13 protein-coding genes and 1 other annotated feature are annotated in these 22,442 nt (G+C 40.9%); of the genes, 10 read left to right on the top strand and 3 right to left on the bottom strand.

The genetic code is table 11. From position 1 onward, the window contains the following. Positions 1 to 71: 71 nt before the first annotated feature. A complete protein-coding gene (locus NDQ71_RS21475; RefSeq protein WP_301562701.1) occupies positions 72 to 1,472 on the top strand; it encodes an IS4 family transposase in 1,401 nt (466 codons plus the stop codon). Between the two features lie 431 nt (positions 1,473 to 1,903). After that, positions 1,904 to 4,894, top strand: coding sequence for a TonB-dependent receptor (locus NDQ71_RS21470; protein WP_301562700.1), 2,991 nt, complete (start codon positions 1,904 to 1,906; stop codon positions 4,892 to 4,894). 36 nt (positions 4,895 to 4,930) lie between these two features. Here the strand turns inward: NDQ71_RS21470 and NDQ71_RS21465 are convergent. Further along, positions 4,931 to 6,150 (bottom strand): IS3 family transposase gene (locus NDQ71_RS21465; protein ID WP_223230517.1). Its coding sequence is split into 2 segments (ribosomal slippage): positions 4,931 to 5,862 and positions 5,862 to 6,150, totalling 1,221 coding nucleotides; the frame shifts between segments, so codons are not numbered across the junction. After that, positions 5,756 to 5,872, bottom strand: a sequence feature (AL1L pseudoknot). Its footprint overlaps the gene before it by 117 nt. A gap of 210 nt (positions 6,151 to 6,360) precedes the next feature. After that, the gene (locus tag NDQ71_RS21460; protein WP_086959932.1) at positions 6,361 to 7,329 is read right to left on the bottom strand and encodes an IS30 family transposase; all 969 of its coding nucleotides are present in this window, start codon (positions 7,327 to 7,329) and stop codon (positions 6,361 to 6,363) included. A gap of 194 nt (positions 7,330 to 7,523) precedes the next feature. Between NDQ71_RS21460 and NDQ71_RS21455 the strand changes: the two genes are divergently transcribed. The 7 genes from NDQ71_RS21455 (at position 7,524) to NDQ71_RS21425 (ending at position 17,727) form a co-directional block, all read left to right on the top strand. Then, positions 7,524 to 8,996, top strand: coding sequence for a glycoside hydrolase family 28 protein (locus tag NDQ71_RS21455; RefSeq protein WP_192541049.1), 1,473 nt, complete (start codon positions 7,524 to 7,526; stop codon positions 8,994 to 8,996). A gap of 13 nt (positions 8,997 to 9,009) precedes the next feature. Continuing rightward, the gene (eda, locus tag NDQ71_RS21450; RefSeq protein ID WP_086995258.1) at positions 9,010 to 9,633 is read left to right on the top strand and encodes a bifunctional 4-hydroxy-2-oxoglutarate aldolase/2-dehydro-3-deoxy-phosphogluconate aldolase; all 624 of its coding nucleotides are present in this window, start codon (positions 9,010 to 9,012) and stop codon (positions 9,631 to 9,633) included. Between the two features lie 91 nt (positions 9,634 to 9,724). Further along, positions 9,725 to 11,173 carry a glucuronate isomerase gene (gene uxaC / locus NDQ71_RS21445; protein WP_192541048.1) on the top strand — a complete coding sequence of 483 codons (1,449 nt, stop codon included), beginning with the start codon at positions 9,725 to 9,727 and terminating at the stop codon, positions 11,171 to 11,173. Positions 11,174 to 11,222: 49 nt separating this feature from the next. Then, a complete protein-coding gene (locus NDQ71_RS21440) occupies positions 11,223 to 13,772 on the top strand; it encodes a glycoside hydrolase family 88 protein (RefSeq protein ID WP_086995264.1) in 2,550 nt (849 codons plus the stop codon). Positions 13,773 to 13,878: 106 nt separating this feature from the next. Then, positions 13,879 to 15,093 carry a glycoside hydrolase family 105 protein gene (locus NDQ71_RS21435; protein WP_301562699.1) on the top strand — a complete coding sequence of 405 codons (1,215 nt, stop codon included), beginning with the start codon at positions 13,879 to 13,881 and terminating at the stop codon, positions 15,091 to 15,093. 3 nt (positions 15,094 to 15,096) lie between these two features. Then, the gene (locus tag NDQ71_RS21430) at positions 15,097 to 16,764 is read left to right on the top strand and encodes a glycoside hydrolase 43 family protein (protein WP_192541046.1); all 1,668 of its coding nucleotides are present in this window, start codon (positions 15,097 to 15,099) and stop codon (positions 16,762 to 16,764) included. After that, a complete protein-coding gene (locus NDQ71_RS21425; RefSeq protein ID WP_225736511.1) occupies positions 16,765 to 17,727 on the top strand; it encodes an alpha/beta hydrolase in 963 nt (320 codons plus the stop codon). It begins immediately after the preceding gene. A 69-nt stretch (positions 17,728 to 17,796) separates the two neighbouring features. Here NDQ71_RS21425 and NDQ71_RS21420 read toward each other — a convergent pair whose 3' ends face one another. After that, a complete protein-coding gene (locus NDQ71_RS21420; RefSeq protein WP_192541045.1) occupies positions 17,797 to 19,224 on the bottom strand; it encodes a polysaccharide lyase family 1 protein in 1,428 nt (475 codons plus the stop codon). 189 nt (positions 19,225 to 19,413) lie between these two features. Between NDQ71_RS21420 and NDQ71_RS21415 the strand changes: the two genes are divergently transcribed. Then, positions 19,414 to 22,377 carry a TonB-dependent receptor gene (locus tag NDQ71_RS21415; protein ID WP_192541044.1) on the top strand — a complete coding sequence of 988 codons (2,964 nt, stop codon included), beginning with the start codon at positions 19,414 to 19,416 and terminating at the stop codon, positions 22,375 to 22,377. Positions 22,378 to 22,442: the final 65 nt, after the last annotated feature.

Here is a 22,442-nt window from a genome sequence, read left to right as displayed (position 1 = left end):
CTGTCTCTTATACAGAAGTTTCTATTTTCTTATATTCATGATCTAATAAACAAAAAAATTAGGTCATGAATATGGTAAGCAATGAATCTCTCGAATGGGCGCAACTTATTTTCAGTAAAGCTAAGCTTAACGATCCTCGCCGAACTAAACGCCTTGTAAAGATAGCCGCTTCTTTGGCAAGTAATGCCGGTAAGTCCTTAATGTCATCTTGTCCAGACCCTGCAAGTATTGAAGGCGCATATCGCTTTATCCGTAACGATAATATTTCTGCTGATGACATTGCGCAAGCTGGGTTTGCCCATACTGACAATATCGTTAGAGAGCGACCACTCGTGCTCGCTCTTCAAGATACAACAGGGCTGAGCTATAAACATTCAGTATGTGATGAATTAGGTGAGGTCAATTCGGCATCTGATGAAAAGCGCAGCTCTAAAGGTCGCACTTTATACGCTCACTCAACACTGATGCTCGATGCAAATGAAGAAAAAGCAATAGGGCTTGCATACCAACATTACTGGTATAGAGAGAAGAAACAAACGGGTAAACAAAATACGCTGCAATGCCGTGATAGAGAGCTAAAAGAAAGCTACAAATGGCAAAATAATGTTGAAGAAGTTAAAGAGCGCCTTGGTGATTTAAGTAATGTAATAGACGTATGTGACCGCGAAGCGGACATGTATGAATACCTTGATTACCAAATACAAAATGAACACCGCTTTATTGTCAGAGCAAAAGACAATCGTCGTCTTGTAGGTGAATATCATAAATTAGAAGATATTTTACCGACACTCACTCCCGCAGGTCAGTATGAAATAGATATTCAACAAAGAGGCGGGAGAAAAGCACGAACAGCCCATATAGATGTAAGCTTTACATCGATTAAATTGAAAAAACCACAAAGAGCAAAAGGTGAAAAAGAAGCCCCGCTGACCCTCGTGGTATGCACGGAACAAAATAACGACAACAAGAATAAATTACAGTGGTTACTGTATACAACAGAGTCGGTTACAAATGCAGTAGAAGCAAGAAAAATAGCGCGTTATTACGAGTTACGGTGGCGTATAGAAGAGTTCCATAAGATTTGGAAAACGGAAGGAACAGAAGTCGAGAAATTACGCATGCAGCATTTAGACAATCTAAAAAAGGCAGCAGTAATAGAGGCATTTATAGCGGTCAGACTCTTACAATTAAGGGAGCTTGCTCAAAATAGAGAAGAAGCAGAAAAAATCAGCTGCGAAGTCTATTTAGACACATTAAGTTGGAAATTACTCTTTAAAGCGACAAATCAGCAGGCTGCACTGCCGAAGAAAGCCCCGTCGTTAAAGTGGGCATATTATGCGATAGCCAAATTGGGAGGTTGGCACGATAGTAAACGAACAGGGCGTGTTGGCACAAAAGCCATGTGGGACGGCTGGGTGAAGTTGGTATTTTTAGTCGAGTCCTATGCTTTTATGAAGGAACTCGACTTGTGATCAAGAGACAGCCCCCTAAGGTTAACAGCTTAATCACTTTATTTGATTAAGCTGTTTTTTTTATTTGCTAAAAAAACAAAAAATATTTTTCTTTTAAATCCCACTTGCCACCGGTGGCAAATAACCTTTTAAATCAATACACTTATCTATCAAGTTGCACCAAACAATGCTTTTGGCTTAGCTGAAAATGTAAAATAAAGGTGATTAATGTTATTTTTTTAGTTTGACATTGACCTAGGAACACTATATTTTTTCATTCGTGCCACCGGTAGCAAAATAATTCGTCACTATTTTTCTACTGCTTCACTCGTTGTTTTTCCCATTATGGATTATGAGCTTAGGTACAATTAGAATCGAGAAACAAGTGCATGACAAAAACAAGATTTTCAGTCATGTTAACTGCATAACAATAAGTAGAATGTGGAACCACTATGACAACCAGCACACACAATTTTAAACTCAACAAATTAATGTCCTATTTAATTCTAGGTGGTGCATTTAGCAGTGCTATCGCATACGCAGCGCCACAACAAGAAACAAATTCAGACGACCAACTTGAAGTAATCGAAGTTAAAGGTTACCGAGGCAGTATCAATGCTGCGTTGATGTCTAAGCGTGAAGCCGTAGGCACCCGTGAAACCATCATTGCAGAAGACATTGGTAAATTCCCTGATTTAAATGTAGCTGACTCTCTTGCTCGTGTACCTGGCATCTCAATTGAAGAAGATGCCGGTGAAGGCCGACAGATCACAGTACGAGGTTTAGGTGCCCGCTATGTTAAAACCACAATTAACGGTATGGAATCAGCTTCAGCAGGCGCAGCAACAGATGGTGCTGGTGGCTCTAATACCTCACGTGCTTTTGATTACAATGTGTTCGCATCTGAATTATTCACACAAATAGATATTAATAAAACAGCAGCAGCTGAACTGGAAGATGGTGGTATCGCAGGTAATGTAAATTTACAAACAGCACGACCTTTTCAATATGACGGTTTTAAAGGCGCTTATAGTGTAAATGGGCGTTACAACGAGATTTCTGAAGATTTAGCGCCACGCGCGTCTTTTATGGTAAGCCAAAATTGGGATAATACTTTCGGTGCATTATTCTCTGTTGCATATTCAGGAGGGACTGTACAAAGCGAAGGTCCTACAACTGTGCGTTGGACAGTAAATAATCCGAAATATTCGGCTGATGGACTACCCGTTAATCAACCCGGCGGAACTAATTATTTAACTGCTAGCCCAAAAACTATCCTCATGGAAAATGGTAACTATACTGACGATAATCTGGATGGCTTATACTTACCGCGTATCCCACGTTACTCTGTATTTTCTAAAGATCAAAAGCGTTTAGGCGCAACGGCGGCATTTCAATATGCACCAACTGATAATTTATCGTTTAATTTAGATGTTCTTCATGCCGATTTAGATACTACTATGGAAGAGTATCAGTACTCTGTTTTATTACGAGATCAAAAAAACATTGTGCCTGAAAACATTTATACAGATGAAAATAATACCATTGTTGCAGGTTCATTTTCTAATGCAGTGATCCGTTCAGAAGCCAGGGAAGATAAATCTGAATCTCAATTTGATCAAATTACGTTAACTGGCGATTGGTTTATTAACGACGAGTTGACCCTTACTTTCTTAGCAGGTAAAGGAAAATCAACCCTAGACATTCCTTACACACGTACTTTTGCTTTAGATAGTGAGGGCTCAACAGTTGCTTACAGCTATGATGCTAATATTGATCCTTTATCACTTATAAACAATACCGGTGGCGTTGCCATTGGTAATGGCAGTATAACTTCAAATATGCCGTCATTTGCTTTCGCAGCTGGCCAATCACCTGGTGGTACATACAGCAAAGAGCAAATTCAACAACAAATGATGGATGCAAATAATTACTCTATGGGGTTAACACGTAATCGTGCGCAAACTATTGACAGTGAAAATAGTTCTTTTAAAGTCGACTTGGCGTACCAATTTAGTTCTGAGATGACACTTAAATTTGGTGTTGGTAAACGCTCATTCATTACAGAGCAACATGATTTTAGAAATGCATGGAAAACTTTAGATAAAGAAACAAATAAAACCAGTGGTAAAAGTGCTGAAACACAAGTTGTAGATTTAGATCCCGCTCTTACAAATGGTAGCTTATTTGCTACTGATTTAGACCAGCTGGGAGTCGCATTTGGAAATAATGTTGACGTACCAGGTAGCTCAACTTTAGGCACGAATACATGGCTAACCCCAGATTATAATGCTGCGATGAGTGCATTTGGTAACGCTTCATTTTTTGAAGCAAAAGAAGAATATAAACGTGCATATTATATTAAAGAAGAAGTAACATCTGCATATTTACAACTTGATTTTATAAATGAAATTTTTGCCCGAGAATTACGCGGTAATATCGGTGTACGCTATATAGATAATAAAAACACCAGCAAAATTGTTAATTTAGATCATATTTATAAAGATGGTTACACTGCAGGGTTTGGTGATGGCGCTAACTATGACAATGGTTATGGCTGGCGGACAACTGTCAGTAAAGGCGATGATTTCTTACCATCTTTAAATTTAGCTTATGACTTAACTGAAGATTTAATTGCACGTTTTAGTTACTCTCATGCAATTACGCGACCTAAACTGTCAGATTTAAGTTCAGCAATTAGTGTTAACGTACCGGATGCTGAAGACCCAAGTGCGGAAATAAAAATGGGCGCAGGACCAACATTAGAACCTTATAAATCAAAACAATATGATGTTGGTTTAGAATGGTATTTTGATGAAGAGTCATTACTTGGAGCCTCATTTTTCTTTAAAGATATTTCTGGCTTAACAAAAGAGTCTTCAGATCAAGTGCTAACACAAGCACAACTTGATGAGTTAGGCATAGATATTGGTGAACAAGATCCAAGCACTATCACTTGGCAAGTAACACAGCTTACCAATACTCCACCTGAAAACATGTGGGGGGCTGAATTTATCTACCAACAACCATTTAGCTTTTTGCCTGAACCGTTTGATAATTTAGGCCTGCAAGCTAATTATACTTACATTGATTATACTCGTGATATAGAAGATCCCTTCTATGGCACACAACTTAACCTTGTTGAAGAAGAAACATCTAAAAATACCTATAATTTGACACTGTACTACGAGGTCGATAAATGGTCTGCCCGCTTCTCATATAATTGCAGAGGCGAGTATAATAAACAGTACCTCAGTGAATATGCTGATGAATCAACTTTTATTCGAGGTTACGACGCTAAAGCTAAGCTGAACTTCTCAAGCAGATATAACATAAGTGAAAATTTAAGCATCAACTTTGAAGCTGTAAATTTAACAGACGCATCACAGGACCAATGGAATGATATTTACACTAAACGCCCTTATGAAAACTTATCAACTTGAATCGCCCCGAGTTCATCGGAGACCAGTTTGTTTAAGTCAGGCCACTTTACCTGACTCGTTTAAATTATCATAGTAGTCTGTTTCATATTGAGCTGGTGAAATATACCCAATTGAAGATAATAAGCGTTGATTATTAAACCAATTGACCCACTCTAACGTTGCGTATTCAACAGCATCAACATTCTTCCACGGGCCATTTCTGCGAATAATCTCTGTTTTAAATAATCCATTTATTGTTTCAGCCAATGCATTGTCATAAGAGTCACCCACACTGCCTACAGACGCTTGAATTCCAGCTTCAGCAAGTCGCTCAGTGTATCGTATAGACAAATATTGGCTGCCTCTGTCGCTGTGGTGAATTAACCCTTCGGGGTTGCCACGATGCCAAATAGCTTGCTCTAACGCATCAAGAATAAGCTCTGTGTGCATTGTCGTTGATACACGCCAACCTACAATGTATCGTGAAAAAACATCTATCACGAAAGCGACATAAACAAACCCACTCCATGTGGCAACATAGGTGATGTCAGCTACCCAAAGTTGATTTGGCTGCTCAGCAGTAAATTGACGATTAACTAAATCAAGTGGCTTATCTTGTTGCTCGTCAGGTATCGTTGTCTTATGTGCTTTACCCCGACGAACACCTTGAATTCCCATAACTCGCATCAATCGTTCGACTGTACAGCGGGCGACTTGATGGTCGTCAAGCTGTAGCTGCTTCCATATTTTTCTTGCACCATAAACTGACATATTATCCTCCCACACTTCGCGAATGAGTATTATCAGCTCAGCATCACGCTTTTTGCGGTTAGACAGTCGCTCAGGCTCTCTTTGTATCTGTTTATGAGAATAATACGTTGATGGTGCAATCGGCAATTCCTTGCAAATTGACTCGACACCGTAATGCTCTCTGCAAGCATCAATAAAATCCACTATTACTTCTGTTTGCGGTCGAGCTCCGCTTGGGCGAAAAAAGCGGCAGCTTGCCTCAGGATATCATTCGTTCGCTTGAGCTCTTTATTCTCGCGCTCTAAGACGGCAAGGCGTTCTTCAGTTGATTGCGTATTAGAAGAGGGTTTAGACGGTTGAGCTTGAGATTTCTTGACCCATGCTCTAAGTGTTTCTGGGGTACATCCCAGTTTATCTGAAATCGATACTAGCGCAGCCCAAAGAGAAGGGTATTCATGCTGTTGTGTGGTAACAAGCCTAATTGCACGTTCACGAAATTCTGATGTATAGCGATTTGATTTTTTCATAGTTCCAGTTTCTCAAGTTATTGAGTCTCTGGCAAACACGGGGCGATTCAACTGGCCGTCAGTTTATATTTGGATTAAGAGGCTCGTTCTAGTAACTCTTTTTGTTTTTCAATACTCCCCTCCCTGTATAATCGGTGGTTTTTACCACCGATTATTTTCGATAATGTGCATCTATCACTTAAACTTGAATTCAAGTATTAAGTGCAATCATTATGCAGCCACCAGAACTTCTGATTGCCCCGTAAATAATTCATGAGGGGTTTTATACCCTCTTGTTTTTCTTGGCCGATGGTTGAGCTTATCAACTGCCGCCTGTATCTCTGCTTCACTTAGCGCCATAAAGTCAGTTCCCTTGGGGAAGAAGCGTCTAAGTAAGCCGTTGGTATTCTCATTTATGCCCCGCTCCCATGATGAATAGGGATGAGCGAAATACACATCAGCTTCTAATTTTTGTGCAACATGCTCATGGTGAGCAAACTCTTTTCCATTATCTAACGTCACGGTAATAACCTTACCTTTATATGGTGTCATACACGTGATCAGCGCATCGGCTGTTATTTTCGCATGCTTGCTTTCAATTCTGTGAACGACTGTATATAACGTTTTACGTTCAACCATTGTGACAAGCGCATTTTTACGCCCTTTACCTATCACTGTATCGCCCTCCCAATCACCAATCCTAGACTTTGAATCCACAATACTTGGGCGTTCATCAATGCTGACTCGATTAACTATCTGTCCACGTTTATCATAGCTTCCATAGCGTTTTTTATACTTTTTACATGCACGAGTGAGTGTCTTATGTAGCTTGCCACCACGAGCCTTGTCTCTGTAAATATATTGATAAATTGTTTCATGATGTAAAACGACCTGTTTCTCTAAAGCTAAGCGGCCTGCCACTTGCTCAGGGGAAAGTCCGTCATGCAACAATTTATTAATCCAGTGAGTGACGTCCTCTGTTAACTTACTTGCTTTGAAAGATGACTTACGTCTTTGTTCAGCAAAGTTATTGGCTTGGTTAGGCCGATAGCCTTTAAGTCCTTTATTGCGTTTTAGCTCTCTAGAAATAGATGACGGTGAACGAGTTAGTTCTTCAGCTATCTGCTTTTGGTTATTTCCTGCTTTTATTAACGCGTAAATCTGGTATCTTTCTTCTTGTGTCAGCTGTTTATATTTCATTAAAGCAATTTCCTTTGGCGAGAAAATGGCCGAATTATAACAGCTGGCCATCTAATCTGAGAAATTGCACTTATTATCCGAATTTAGGAAATAAAATATCGATTAAAAAATTCAAAACCCCATTGCCACCGGTGGCAAAAACTGCTAATGTTAGCTTATTATAATAATTCCAATTTACAGCAGCAGGATACAAGATGAATAATCAACGACGCTATTTTCTCAAAGCCTTAGCTTCTAGCACTTTGGTAACAGCAACTTTAATGGGCTGTCAGTCAGCACCTTTACTCAATGTATTTGAAGCGCCAATTAGCGCAGATGATTGGCAAATGGCTGAACAAATAAAAGCCAACATTGTGGTCCCGACCTTCCCTGCTAAGCAATTTAATATTAAAGACTTTGGCGCTAAAGAAAATGGACAATATGATTGTACGCAAGCAATTAAAGGCGCCATTGAAGCCTGCCACGCACAAGGAGGTGGTCAGGTCTATATTCCAAATGGTACCTACTTGACCGGTGCCATTCATTTACTTTCTAACGTAAATTTACACTTGGCTGATAATGCAATATTAAGTTTCAGTACTGATCCTACTCATTACTTACCCGAAGTATTTACTCGCTGGGAAGGCTTAGAAATGATGGGATACTCACCACTGATTTATGCTTATGAGCAAGAAAACATTGCCATCACAGGTAAAGGAACACTACAAGGTAATGGCGATAACCAAACATGGTGGCCTTGGAAAGGTCCACACAAAGAAGGCCATTGGGATTTAATTAAAGATAGCCAAGGTAAAGTATTGCACCAGCGTGAAGCACGTAATAAGTTGATGGTTGATGCCGAAGCTGGTGTGCCGGTAAGCGAACGTATATACAGTACCGGCGCCTATTTACGCCCCCCTTTTATTCAACCGTATAAATGTAAAAATATTTTAATCCAAGGTGTAACAATTAAAAACTCGCCATTTTGGTTAGTGAATCCGGTTTTATGCCAAAGTGTTACGGTTGATAAGGTTAATTTTTCAAGCCACGGGCCAAACTCTGATGGTTGTGACCCTGAGAGCTGCGATCATGTACATATTAAAAACTGTGTATTTGATACCGGTGATGACTGTATCGCAATTAAATCAGGGCGAAATGCAGACGGAAGACGTGTCGGTATCCCCTCACAAAACATTGTTATTGAAAACTGCCATATGAAAGAAGGCCACGGTGGAGTGGTTATTGGTAGCGAAATATCAGGTGGTGTAAACAATGTCTTTGTGCAAAATTGCACTATGGACAGCCCGCATCTAGAGCGCGCTATTCGTATCAAAACTAACTCAGTACGTGGCGGTTTGATCGAGCATATCCGCATTCGTAATGTTGACGTTGGTACCGTTAAAAACGCTGTTGTGATCAACTTCTATTATGAAGAAGGCGATGCGGGACAATTCGATCCGACAGTTCGTGATATTCAAATTGAAAATTTACATTGTAAAAATGTGCTTAGTAAAGCGTTTTATCTTAATGGCTTTGAACGCGCACCAATTAACGATATTCATTTTAAAAACTGCCATTTTGACCAAGTAGGCAGTCAGTCAATCGTAGCTCATGTAAATAATATGAGTTTAGATAATGTCACTTTAAACAAGCAGCCACTGACAATGGCGCAATTACAGCAATCATGATAGGAACCGATGTATGAACGCGTTTTCAACATTATTAGGCACGCAACCAATACTGCCTATAATACAAGCAAATAGTAGTGAAGAAGGTGTCGCTATTGCGACCGCGATGCATAAGGCGGGTATCCAATTAGTGGAAGTTGTGCTGCGCACGCCAGCGTCACTTGACGCATTAATCGCGATTAAAAAAGCACTACCCGATTTATGCGTTGGTGCCGGCACGATTACTGATCAAGCGTTACTTGCAAAAAGTCTTGCCGCAGGCAGTGATTTTATTGTTACGCCTGCTATATCACCACGGTTACTCGATGCTCTTTGTCAATCCTCTGTGCCTGTTGTGCCGGGTGTTTCAAACACCGCAGATATTTTACTTGCTAAAGAATATGGCTTTACTGAGCAAAAATTGTTTCCTGCTTCTTTGTGTGGTGGTGAGCAGTTTTTAAAAGCAGTAAGCAGCGTATTTGCTGATATTCGCTTTTGCCCAACAGGCGGGATTAATGAGCAAAATTTCAAAGACTATTTAGCGCTTAATAATGTGATGGCGGTGGGTGGAACTTGGGTTGCACAACCACAATGGGTGCAAAATAAAGACTATGAAAAAATAACCCAAGCCTGTCTTCAGGTTCTTAATAGCAACTAATACATATATTGACTGCCACGCGATGTCAGTGTAATTCACCTTTAAATGCCACCGGTGGCTAACAGTAAAAAGAACAGTTAAGGAACCTTCCATGTCTAGCAATATTGAACCTTTAGAATTGCACCCAGATCGTTTGTTTTCAAGCGATCCTAGCGTCGTTGCAATCGCTAGAAAGTTATACGAATCAATTAAAGACTTACCGATTATTAGTCCGCACGGTCACACTGATCCTCGTTGGTTTAATGAAAATGAAAACTTCGGCAATGCCACCGAGCTATTTATAAAACCCGATCACTATGTGTTTAGAATGCTCTACAGTCAAGGTATCCCAATGACTGATTTAGGCGTGCCAGAGCATGGTCTGCAAGGCGATATGGCTCGCTCTAAAGCAGCTAAGCCTGAAAAAGTATGGCAAATTTTTGCTGATAACTATCATCTCTATGCTGGCACGCCAAGCGGCTATTGGCTTGATGCGGTATTTAGTGATGTATTTGGTTTTACTGAAAAACTATGCGCTGAAAATGCACAACACTACTATCAAAAAATTACTGCCGCATTAGCAACACCCGAGTTTACGCCGCATGCATTGATGGACCGCTTTAATATTGAACTAATAGCCACAACTGAAGGTGCGCTAGATCAGTTACCACATCACCGCGCAATTGCAGGCTCTGCAATGGCAAAACGTGTGATCACCACCTTTAGACCTGATGATGTTGTTGATGCTAGCCGCGAAGATTTTATCGACAACGTAATTAAACTTGGTGAGATAACCGGCCAAGATACATCAACTTGGCAAGGTTATTTAGCAGCAATTCAAATACGTCGTGATTACTTCCGTGTTGAAGGGCGTGCAACGGCAACCGATCATGGCCACCCTACTGCATTAACTGCTGACTTATCTACAGCTGAGTGTGAAGCATTATTTGAAAAATGCCGAATAGGCAATTCATCTGAGCAAGAGCAAGAGTTATTCCGAGGCCAAATGCTTACTGAGCTTGCAGGTATGAGCATTAAAGACGGCTTAGTGATGCAAATTCACCCTGGTGCCCATCGTAATCATAACCAAGCGGTATTTGATCAATTTGGCCGTGATAAAGGCTGTGATATTCCAAGCCAAACTGAATACGTTAATGCGTTAAAACCACTATTAAGTAAATACGGGAATCACCCGGATCTTAAAATCATCTTATTTACGTTAGATGAAACTACCTATAGTCGTGAACTTGCGCCACTAGCAGGTCACTACCCTAGCCTTAAATTAGGCCCAGCTTGGTGGTTCCATGACAGCCCAGCAGGTATGCTACGTTTTAGACAACAAACAACGGAAACAGCAGGTTTTTACAATACAGTTGGTTTTAATGACGATACCCGTGCATTTTTATCTATCCCCGCTCGCCATGATGTTGCACGCCGCGTTGACTGCCGTTACTTGGCTGAATTGGTAGCTAATCATCAAATTAGTGAAAGTACTGCGCAGACACTGGCTTATCAACTAACCTATGGGCTAGTGAAAAAAGCATATAATCTCGATAAATAACAATAATAGAGCCACTTAATTTAAGTGGCTCAACCATTGAGGACACACCATGACTTTAAAAACATCACTGTTATCAAAGCGCATTATGATGGGAACAGCTCTAGGCTCTAGCCTTTTACTGGCTGCCTGCCAAGAACAAGCTGACCTTAAAACACCATTGCAAGCAAGTGAGACAAATTCACTCAGTAGCGCACTAGTTGCTAAAGTAGACATTGTTAATCCATCTTCATTTAAGCGCCCTGATGAGCCAATCTATCTTAGCTATTACGATTTAGGCCTTAGCCAAACCGCGGCTTTAACTGTAAAAACAGCGCAGCAAGTGTTACCTAGCCAAGCAGTAGATATTAACTCAGACGGTAAACTTGATGGTGTGTATTTTATTGTCGATTTAAATGATACACCGATTGAAGTCACCATAACACAGCAAAGTAAACCAGTAATCACAGCACAAACAAAACGTGTTCAAGCTGATCTTGCCCATAAACAAGGTGGTCAATGGCAGCCTCATTCTCGTCCGCCAAAACACCAAGTTGGCACAGGTAAAAAAGAGTATGTAGGCGGTGAATTTAAAAATGTTGATGAGTTAACGCCACCAGATTATTACACCGATCATTCAAATTGGATCCGTTACGAAGGCCCAGGTATTGAGTCAGATAAAGTGGGTTATCGTTTTTACCTTGATTGGCGCAATGGCTTTGACATTTTTGGTAAATTAACCGCAGCCCCTGTTTTACATACTGTTGGCCTTGATGGTTATGACTCTTATCATGACAAACAAGATTGGGGAATGGACATTCTCAAAGTGGGCAAGTCTTTAGGTGCAGGCGGATTTGGTTTGCTAGGTAGTAATGATGAGCTGGAACATGTCGCTGATGTGACCCAGCGCACAGCACGGATTATTGAAAATGGTGATTTACGCGCCAGTATTCAAATTGAGTATCAAGGCTGGCAAAACAGTTACCAACAGCAAGATTTAACCGCAAACATTAGTATGCATGGCGGCTCACGTTTAGCACATGTAGAACTGAGCACTGATAAAGACTTGTCTAATTTAGTGGCCGGTGTGGTCAAACACCCTGAGACTGAGTTTATTCAAGGTGATCTCGATGCAATGAGTAATTATGGCTACAGTTATATTGCCAGTTGGGGCAATCAAAGTTTAGATAAATCAGCTTTAGGTATGGCGGTTTTCTTTAAAAAAGGCGATGTTATTGACGTACGCCAAGATAAAAATAACTACCTTGCAGTACTAAAACCAAAAGGGCAAAGTATACAACATGCAGATTACTATTTTGCCTCAGTGTGGCAGCCGGAAAGTGGTATCAACGATAAAGAAAGCTTTATTGAGTACCTTGATCAACAAGCTGAAAGGTTGACAATTAAACCACGCATTACTTTGCACACCACAGTTACAGCAAAAAAAACGACGCAACCGCTTAATGATAAATTAGCCCTTGAATGGGCCCGCGCCCTTGCCGATTCAGAGCTGAAAAGAAAAACACTAGGCTACCATGCCAATGGCTGGGATGCTAACCGTAAGCGCAGCCCAAAGTTTGAATACGACATTATTGGTTTACAACCTTATGCCTATTATCAATTGGGGCTGGCAACTGATGAGCAAGCTTATAAGGATGTAATTGCCCAAGTTACTGGCAGCTTTATTGATCAGCAAGGGAAAATCAGCGCCTATAAACAAAGCAATTTTAATATTGATAATATTCCACCCGGTCGCAACCTTATTCAGCTATACCAAGATACCCAGCAGCAACAATACTTATTGGCTGCAAAAGCTTTGCGCGCACAATTACAGTTACAGCCACGAACATCACAAGGCGCATTTTGGCACAAAAACAAATATCAACATCAAGTGTGGCTAGATGGAGTTTATATGGGTATGCCTTTTTTAGCCCAATATGCCAGCTTATTTGAAACAGGCCACCAGCAACAAGAAACCTTCGCTGAGGTGGTAAACGAATTTAAGCTCACTCGGGAAGCACTACGCGATCCAAAAACAGGGTTGTACTATCACGGTTGGGATGAATCTAAACAGCAAACATGGGCGAATAAACAAACCGGTGTTTCCGCAGAGTTTTGGGGCCGTGGTATGGGTTGGCTCGCTATGGCGGTGGTTGATGTACTCGATTACATCCCAGCAAAAAACACAGAGCAACGCGATACCTTACTCGCCATGGTAAAAGAGTTGGCCACTGATATCGCCAAAGTTCAAGATACTGATACCGGCACATGGTGGCAAGTTTTAGACAAACCAACGTCTTTAGGTAACTACCAAGAGTCAACTGCAACAGCAATGTTCGCTTACTTTTATGCAAAAGCACTTAATAATGGCTATATCGATGCTGATTATCAAGACACCGCGCTTGCAGCGTATCAAGGTTTACTTAACCAATTTACATTAGTACATAGTGATGGCACGGTAAGTATGACTAACCAATGCTATGTTGCAGGCCTTGGTTTTGGCCGTGATGGTAGTTATCACTATTATATGAGCGAGCCGGTCAGCAAAAATGATCCTAAAGGAAATGGTCCCTTCATTCTAGCAAGCCTTGAAGTAGCTAAGCTTCTAGCTGGTAACAACTAACCAGTCATAGAACAGCCTGCCGGTAAGCAAGGTCCAGCGCATTTTTGCTTACCGGCTAACACTCACTTCCCTTCAACAACATCAGCACACTAGCTCATAAGGATTTATGATGCGTATACTTAACACCAATAAAAACAGCGCAAATAAAAATATTTTTTCATTTTTTATCTGCTGCTTACTCTGCTCAATAATGAATGTGTCTGCACAAAATAATAACAACTCACCGAGCTATGCCGTGCAAATGGCTAACTCTGAGATGACTCGTAATCCACAGGCGTACACCATTGATTGGCGCACTGAACCGCGCTGGGACTACACCCATGGCTTAGTGTTAATGTCATTTGCCAAGCTCTATCAGCATCAACCAAAGCAACGCTATTTCAATTACATTAAAGAATATGTAGACGCTTTAGTAATGGAAGATGGCAGTATTAAAACCTACGTAATGAGTAAATATAATCTCGACATGCTCAATGCCGGCAAGTTACTGTTTTTTATGTTTGATGAAACAAAAGACCGTAAATATCGCCTTGCTCTCGATACTTTATATGCACAGTTCAAATTACAACCTCGCACAATTGATGGTGGCTTTTGGCATAAAAAACGCTATACCTCGCAAATGTGGCTTGATGGTTTATATATGGCAGCCCCCTTTTATGCCGAATATATCCGCCGCTTTGGGACAGTAGATCAGTATGATGATGTTATAAAACAGTTTGAATTAATTGAACAACATACTTATCGCAGTGACACCTCTCTACCTGTACATGGCTGGGATGAATCTAAACAACAGCGTTGGGCTGATAAAAAAACCGGACAATCACCTAATCATTGGTCGCGCTCTATCGGTTGGTACGCCATGGCAATGGTTGATGTATTAGATCAACTACCGAATGATCAGCCTAAAAAAGCGTGGCTATCACAGCGCTTTAATACATTGATAGATAACATGTTAAAGCTGCGTTCTGACTCCGGTGTATGGTATCAAGTTACAGATAAAGGTGAATTACGCGGCAATTATTTAGAGTCGTCAGGCAGTGCTATGCTCAGCTATGCGATTGCAAGAGCTGTTAATCAAGGTTACTTGTCTGATAGCTACCAAGTGATTGCAAAAAATACCTTTAATGCTGTAGTTAGCAACTTTATTAAACGTGAAAAAGATAATACCTTATCAATCCAACAAGTATGTGAAGTAGCAGGACTTGGCGCAAATCCATATCGAGATGGCAGCTTTGCTTATTACATCAGTGAAAATGTACGCGCGAACGATCCTAAAGCAGTCGGCCCTTTTATTCTTGCTAGTTTAGAAATGGAGAAATAACCGATGCTAAGCAACAAATACTATTTCTATTTAGCACTTTTTCTCGCTTGCTTAAGTAGCAGCCTAGGTTATGCAAAAGAGTCGAAATTACTATCGTCAACACACACTCAAAGCCCGTGGCAAGCAGATCTTGGTAATGGCGAATATAAAAACCCAATCTTGCATGCCGATTATTCCGACCCGGATGTAGTCGCTGTTAATGGCGATTATTACATGACAGCATCTAGCTTCAACTCTGCACCTGGCTTGCCTATTTTACACTCTACCGATTTAGTAAACTGGCAATTAATAAATTATGCGCTGCCGATACAACTGCCACAAGAGCACTTTGCACAAGTACAACATGGCAATGGAGTATGGGCGCCGACAATCCGTTTTCATGATAATAAATTTTGGATTTTTTACCCTGATCCTGATTTTGGTATTTATGTAACCACAACAGATGATCCTGCTGGAACTTGGTCAACCCCACAGCTTATTTTAGCGGGTAAAGGATTGATCGACCCGGCACCTTTATGGGATGACAACGGCAAAGCGTACTTAGTACATGCATGGGCAAAAAGCCGTGCTGGCTTTAATAATGTACTAACGCTGCGTGAAATGAAAGATGACGCAAGTTGGGTCAGTGATAAATTTACACACATTGTCGATGGTAAAAATTACCCTGGATATCGCACCATTGAAGGTCCTAAATTTTATAAACGTAACGGTTACTACTATATTTTTGCGCCTGCGGGTGGGGTAGATTTAGGTTGGCAATCGGTATTTAGAGCAAAAAAAATTACCGGTCCCTATGAAGCCAAAGTAGTAATGGCGCAAGGTAATTCAGTGATCAACGGTCCTCATCAAGGTGCGTGGGTTCACACCCAATTTGATGAGGACTGGTTTATTCACTTTCAAAGCAAACAAGCGTATGGTCGAATCACCCATTTACAACCTATGCGCTGGGACAATGATTGGCCAATCATAGGCATAGATAAAAATGGTAATGGAACTGGGCAACCGGTTTTACAGCACACTAAACCTAGAAGCAAAATTAACCCACAGCCCACCAGCATAGTGAAAAATGATGAATTCAACAGCCCTGAATTAAATTTGTTATGGCAATGGAATGCAAATCCAAGTAGCAGCTGGTATTCACTGACAGACAACCCCGGGTTTTTACGCTTATACTCGCAGCCAATTACAGCCCAAAATAGTACTAATTTATGGTCAACGCCTTCTTTGTTACTACAAAAAATTCCCGCAGAGCAATTTGCTTTTACGACCACATTGCAGGTCAACAAAACAAGCTTAGCTAGTTCCTCAGGGCTAATTTTATTTGGTGAAGACTATGCATGGATGGGTATCAAAACATCTTCTACTGGCGAACAACAGCTAGTCTATGTGCACTGTTTTAATGCGAGAAAAGGCTGTAAAGAAAGTATCGTAGAGCAACAACCACTGACACAACCCTATCTTGAACTAAAAGTCGTTCTACAACCAGGCGCCACAGCCATTTTTAGTTATAGAACCGCTGCAAGTGCTGAGTTTCAAATTATTGGTGAACACTTCCAAGCTAAAAAAGGCCGCTGGGTAGGTGCTAAGTTAGGCTTATTTAGCCTGTCGCACACTCCTGGCGCTAGCAGCTATGCCGATTTTGACTATGCCCGTTACGACACCTTGGATTAAATGAATATGTTTAAATATCAAAAGTTGAACTTTTTTGCCGTATTATTGCTATGTGTTCAGCCATGCATAGCAGCTGATTACACCGTTGAAAATACTTATAAAAAACTAATCAAACACTATCCACACATGCAGGTGCCCGCAACGACACTTCCTGACTCTGTCATCGCTCATAAAGCACTGGTTTACAAGCAAACTAAAACCAGTGCACAGACTTTAGATATTTATCAGCAAAAGCAGCAAACGCAAACAGCGCCTTTGATCATATTGATCCACGGGGGTGGTTGGCAATCAGGCACCCCCGCATTAATGACAGCACTTGCAATTGCGCTGGTAGACCGTGGTTATATTGTTGCTGCGCCCAGTTACCGCCTCAGCGAGGAAGCGCCTTATCCTACAGCAGTTGAGGATTTAGTTGATGCGTTTTATTGGCTTAAAAATAATGCTGATCAGTATAATATAGACAGCACTAAGATTGCTTTATCGGGCGGCTCTGCAGGTGGCCAATTAGCCGCGCTGTTAGCCTACAGCGGCGGAATTGTTGATAGCAGAGACACTAACTCCAAGCGATTTAAGGTCCAAGCGCTGATCAATATAGATGGCTTAAGTGACTTCACGTCCCCTGAAGCACTGCCCTTTGAAAACAACCCAGCCAAGGCCGTCACATCAGCCAGCAAGTGGTTGGGAGGTAGGTATGAAACTATCCCACAGCGTTGGCGCGACGCATCGCCTATTTTCTATATTGATAAAAACGCGCCTGCGACACTTTTCATTAATAGCTCAGTGCCACGCTTTCGTGCAGGTCGAGACAGCGCAATACAAAAGTTACAAGCGTTGCATATACCCAGTGAAGTTTACCAGTTCGATGATGCGCCGCATTCATTTTGGTTATTCCAGCCGTGGTTAACGCCTACGACCAGTGTTATTGATGACTTTTTAACAGCACAATTAGCTAAAACTCGTTGATCATTATTGTTGTTAAAATTAAAGCCTTGATGAGTTAATGGTTATTTTAAGTCATCAAGGCTTTCTTTGTTAGTCGCTAAGCGAATTTAAGTACTGCTGCAAAACCTGCGCTGTAGTTGCATTTTTTAATTGCACCTGATGCTGTTTGAACCAATCATCCGCAACACCATCTTCATTAGCATCAACGATTGCGGGAGCACCTGTAAATTCCTGTTTATATGCATCCCAATTACCAATTAGCTCAAACTCATGATCAATCAAACCATTTTTCTTTATCGCGACACTATCAGTGAGCTGTTGATAAACAAGCGTATCAATACTGTCATGGAAATAACCATGTGCATTGCGACTTGCACCTATATCTTGCCCCTTAATGGCATCAGTAAATGCCTGCTCAGCACTAACATAAACCAGCGTTGTTTGCATAGGTGATGTAATGATTGCTTTATCACTTAACCACTGACTATTCTCATTACTGATGGTGCGTTTTGCTTTAACTGCTTTGCGATAATTTACACCTAAGTAATTATGCTCAGTAAGTTGTGGATTGTTCTCAAGTACATTCCCCATAATATAGGCTTGATTTTCTTTGATCTGTGGTGAGTACCAAATATCAGCAAACTGCATTCTCTTACTTGCTTTACCTGGCTTGTAGTAATTATTGATCAGGTTAAAACGACCATTTTCAGATCCATACACATTATTATGCCCCCAGTTAAAAATAATATTATTGATAAGCTCAACAAACTCTTCATTTTGTGGGTACGGTGATTTAAGCCGATGACCATTGATCCTTGGTGTTCTACTGGCATGATTGGCAATTATATTATTAATAAAGCTGGCATTTACGCCGCCCCAAATACCACCATAACCATGATCCCCTTTTGGGTGAATTGAATGGCTTAAACTGTGCGAAATCATTGAGTTTTGTAGTGTGAAATTACGATTATTATAAAAGCTCGCAGTTTCATCCACGGACCAACTCAATGAACAATGGTCAATAATGACATTCTCACTGTTACGCACCGTTAATGAATCATCAGCATAACCAAATGTACCTAAGCGAAAGCGCAAATAACGAATAATCACATTATCAGCGGCAGATACCGTAACCGGAGCCCCGACAATAGCAATCCCACCTGGCGAGCTTTGCCCAGCGATGGTTATATTACCGTGTGATATTTTAAGCTCCCCTGCCAATTTGATCACACCCGATACCGCAAATACGACAGTGCGAGGATGCTTTTGCACAATTGCATAGCGAAGGCTGCCTGGTTGTGGCTTTTCAACGTTATCTTCTAATGTAGTCACTCTATAAACGGTGCCATCAACGCCGCCGGTCGCGTATTTACCAAATCCTTTTGCAGTTGGAAAAGCCAATGGCGTGTTAACTTGTACAGCGTATAAATTAGTCGAAACAAAAATCGTCAACACAGTAATGATGCTTATTAATACGATATTGAGATAGTTTAAATTATTATTCTTCAGAACTTGCATAATGTTCCTTGGCTATTTCGTTTTTAATGCTGGTTAAAATAAAAATTGTCAATATGTAAATTGACAGTTTCATTAATACAGTGTTAACTTCATGTTATCCCATTTTGCCACCGGTGGCAAACTGGGGTTTGAATCAACGGGAATCGCATATCTTGCACACACAATTAAAAGCCTGGAAAAGGAACAAAGATGAAGAGCATGAGATTAAGCACGATCGCAGCAGCATTAATGGTAGCTATGCCACTTTATGCGCAAACAGCTGATCCTGTACAGCCAAAGCTAGAAAGTGACAAACCAACAACAAACGCCGAAATAACAGCAGATAAAAAAAACGTAGAAGCTGAAGATGATATTGAAATCATTGCTGTAACAGGCGTTTATCAAGCAGATTTAAAAGCACGTGCTATGGAGCGCGATGCAAAAGCATTTAGCTCAGTGATTGCCACGGATGACATGGGAAACTTTGTTGACCAAAATGTTGCAGAATCACTGCGTCGAATCCCAGGTGTGACACTTGAACGCAGTGAAGGTGAAGGAAAATACATTGCCGTGCGTGGTTTAGGCCCTAAATTCGTATCAGTGAGCATGAATGGTGCAGAACTGTCTGGCGCAGGTGATGACCGTAAAATTGGCCTTGATGGCATCACCAGTGATTCACTCGGTGCCATTGAAGTATTTAAAACCCTTACCCCAGATATGAACCTCAATTCAATTGGTGGTGCAGTCAACGTAAAAGCCATCTCTGCGTATGATCGTGGCAAAAACACATTAAAAATGAAGCTTCAAGATTCATACAGTGAATTACGTGAAGAGCAATCGCCTAAATTTAGCATTGATGGCACACAACTATTTTTAGACGAGAAAATAGGGGTTGGTTTTGCTCTATCCTATGAAGATAGAAAAACCCAAGTAGATGAAGTACGCCATCATAGCACTCGCGAATTAAACTTTTTACAAGGGGGAATTGGTCTAAGCGAAGAAGAACTCAGTGTCGCGCCAGAAATTTTGATCCCCGCGCAACTCGAAAACCGCCGTGAAATAGCCGACAGAGAACGTACCACTGCAACACTTAATGTTGAGTTTAAACCAACCGCAGACAGTTTTTATTACATTCGTGGTAACTACTCAAATTACACCGATAATGACGTTGCCCAAAGAGAGTTTTATAACTTTTATAATGGCGACCAAGCAGATGAGATTATCTATGTAAATGCTGATACAAAAGAGTTTGCACTGTCTGATATCGATATTTACAACCAATTTTTCATTCAAGAAGGTGAAACGACTACAACCAATTACAGCATCGGTGGTGAAAACTATATTACCGATACTTTACGTGTAGATTATGAATACGCGTATTCTAAAACAGATGATAAATCTGTGGGTGATCGCCGCGTGCAATTTCGTGAGCGCGAAAATATTGTCTACGGTCAAGGTAGTAAAAATAATATTGTTGCGAAAGTGCTTACTCCTGAAGAAGCAGCTGCCTTAGGTGGTTTTGCGTTAGATCCAGATAATGATGTTTTTGCCGGTGAAGCCGATGGTGATATCAGCGATTTATCAAATATGGAATACGACAACTTATTTATGGAAGACAGTGTCCGAACAGACGAAGTCACGAGTATCAAGTTAAACTTACAAAAAGACTTTGATTTTGAGTACCTGAATTTCATTAAAATTGGTGGCACTTATAACGAACGCGAACACTTTCGTGATAAAGATCGCTGGAGCTATGCAATAAATCCACTGGACTGTGGCACAGATGAAACCTGTATTACCGTCGCCAACTCAAATGTGACTGATTATAACTTCGCGGTGCCTGAGGGTGGCTTATTTACCTACCCTTTTGTTAGCAACGAAGACCTTGAGTACATGGTTGACTCAACAAAAATTACACGCGACAGTGCCACCGGTGGCGAGGTGTCAATCGACAGCACTAAAGAAGACTATACCTTATACGAAGATACCTACGCAGCCTATATTATGGCTGAGCTGCAGCTATCAGAGCAGGTAAGTGTTATTACCGGTGTTCGCTATGCACATACCGAATTTTCATCAACCGGTTATATGTCATTATCAAATGATGATTGGAATTTTGGCGGAGATCACACCTTAGATATTTCGGTGCCTTTACCAGAAGCATCCATTACCTACAGTGAATTTTTTCCAAGTATGCATATACGCTACGAACCGAATCCTGAAATGTTAGTGCGTACGTCACTTTGGACTAGTTATACTCGCCCTTCATTTAAACAAGCCCGTGGTTTTGCACGTTTTGATAGTGATATTAGCTTATGTGATCCAACAACCAACGAATGCTACAGCACTCCTGACGGGCAAAGTGCCATTGATTTACAAGGCTATATTTTAGGGCCTGACAATGCGCTACAAGTAGGTAACCCAAATTTAGTGGCCATGACCTCAGATAACTTTGATGCCTCATTTGGCTGGTATCCATCCAAAGAGTTATTTATGGAAGCGGCGGTATTTTATAAAAATATTGATAACTTCATCGTGGATGTCACCGGTATTCAAATGAGCATCGATGAGCTACCGCTTACTTTACCTGTAAACCAAGTGTCTGATTTTGCTATTCCTCAAGATCTAGCTCTCAATCAGGTTGATATCACCCTCAATGGTGATAAAGCCACTGTGTACGGTGTAGAGCTCAGTTACAACCAATTCTTCGAAAATGGCTTATTTTGGCAAAGTAATATGACCTTTGTAAAAAGCGAAGCCGAACTCGACGCCACTATTCGTCAAGACAAAATGCAGTTACCTGGCCAAGCAGATATCACCGGTAATGTTGCTGTTGGTTGGGAAAATGAGACTTTCTCGTTCCGCCTAATTAGTAATTATCGCTCAGATATTCTTGAAGAGGTTGGCTCTTGTCCCGTATCAGCTTCCGTATCAGACCCCCACACCTGTAAGTCATGGGCTGATATATACCAAGACGATATCTTAACCTTTGATATGAAAGTGAAATATGACTTTACGAACAGCCTCAGCGTGTACTTTGACGCGATTAACTTAACCGATGAAGCGGATTTACGTTACTTCAAAGGGAATGATTTAGCCGGTGGTGAAATTCTCTACCAACGAGAAGATTATGGCCGTACGTTCCAGTTGGGTATGAACTATAAATTTTACTAATAATAAAAAACTAACTTATTAATACCACACACAATTAACGCGTAGAAAACACGCTTTCATCCTTG

Origin of the sequence: Pseudoalteromonas sp. KG3 (assembly GCF_030436385.1) — a bacterium.
Classification (GTDB): Bacteria; Pseudomonadota; Gammaproteobacteria; order Enterobacterales; family Alteromonadaceae; genus Pseudoalteromonas; species Pseudoalteromonas prydzensis.
Note: the sequence above shows the minus strand (reverse complement) of the source record. Positions and strands in the feature narration are given on the sequence as shown.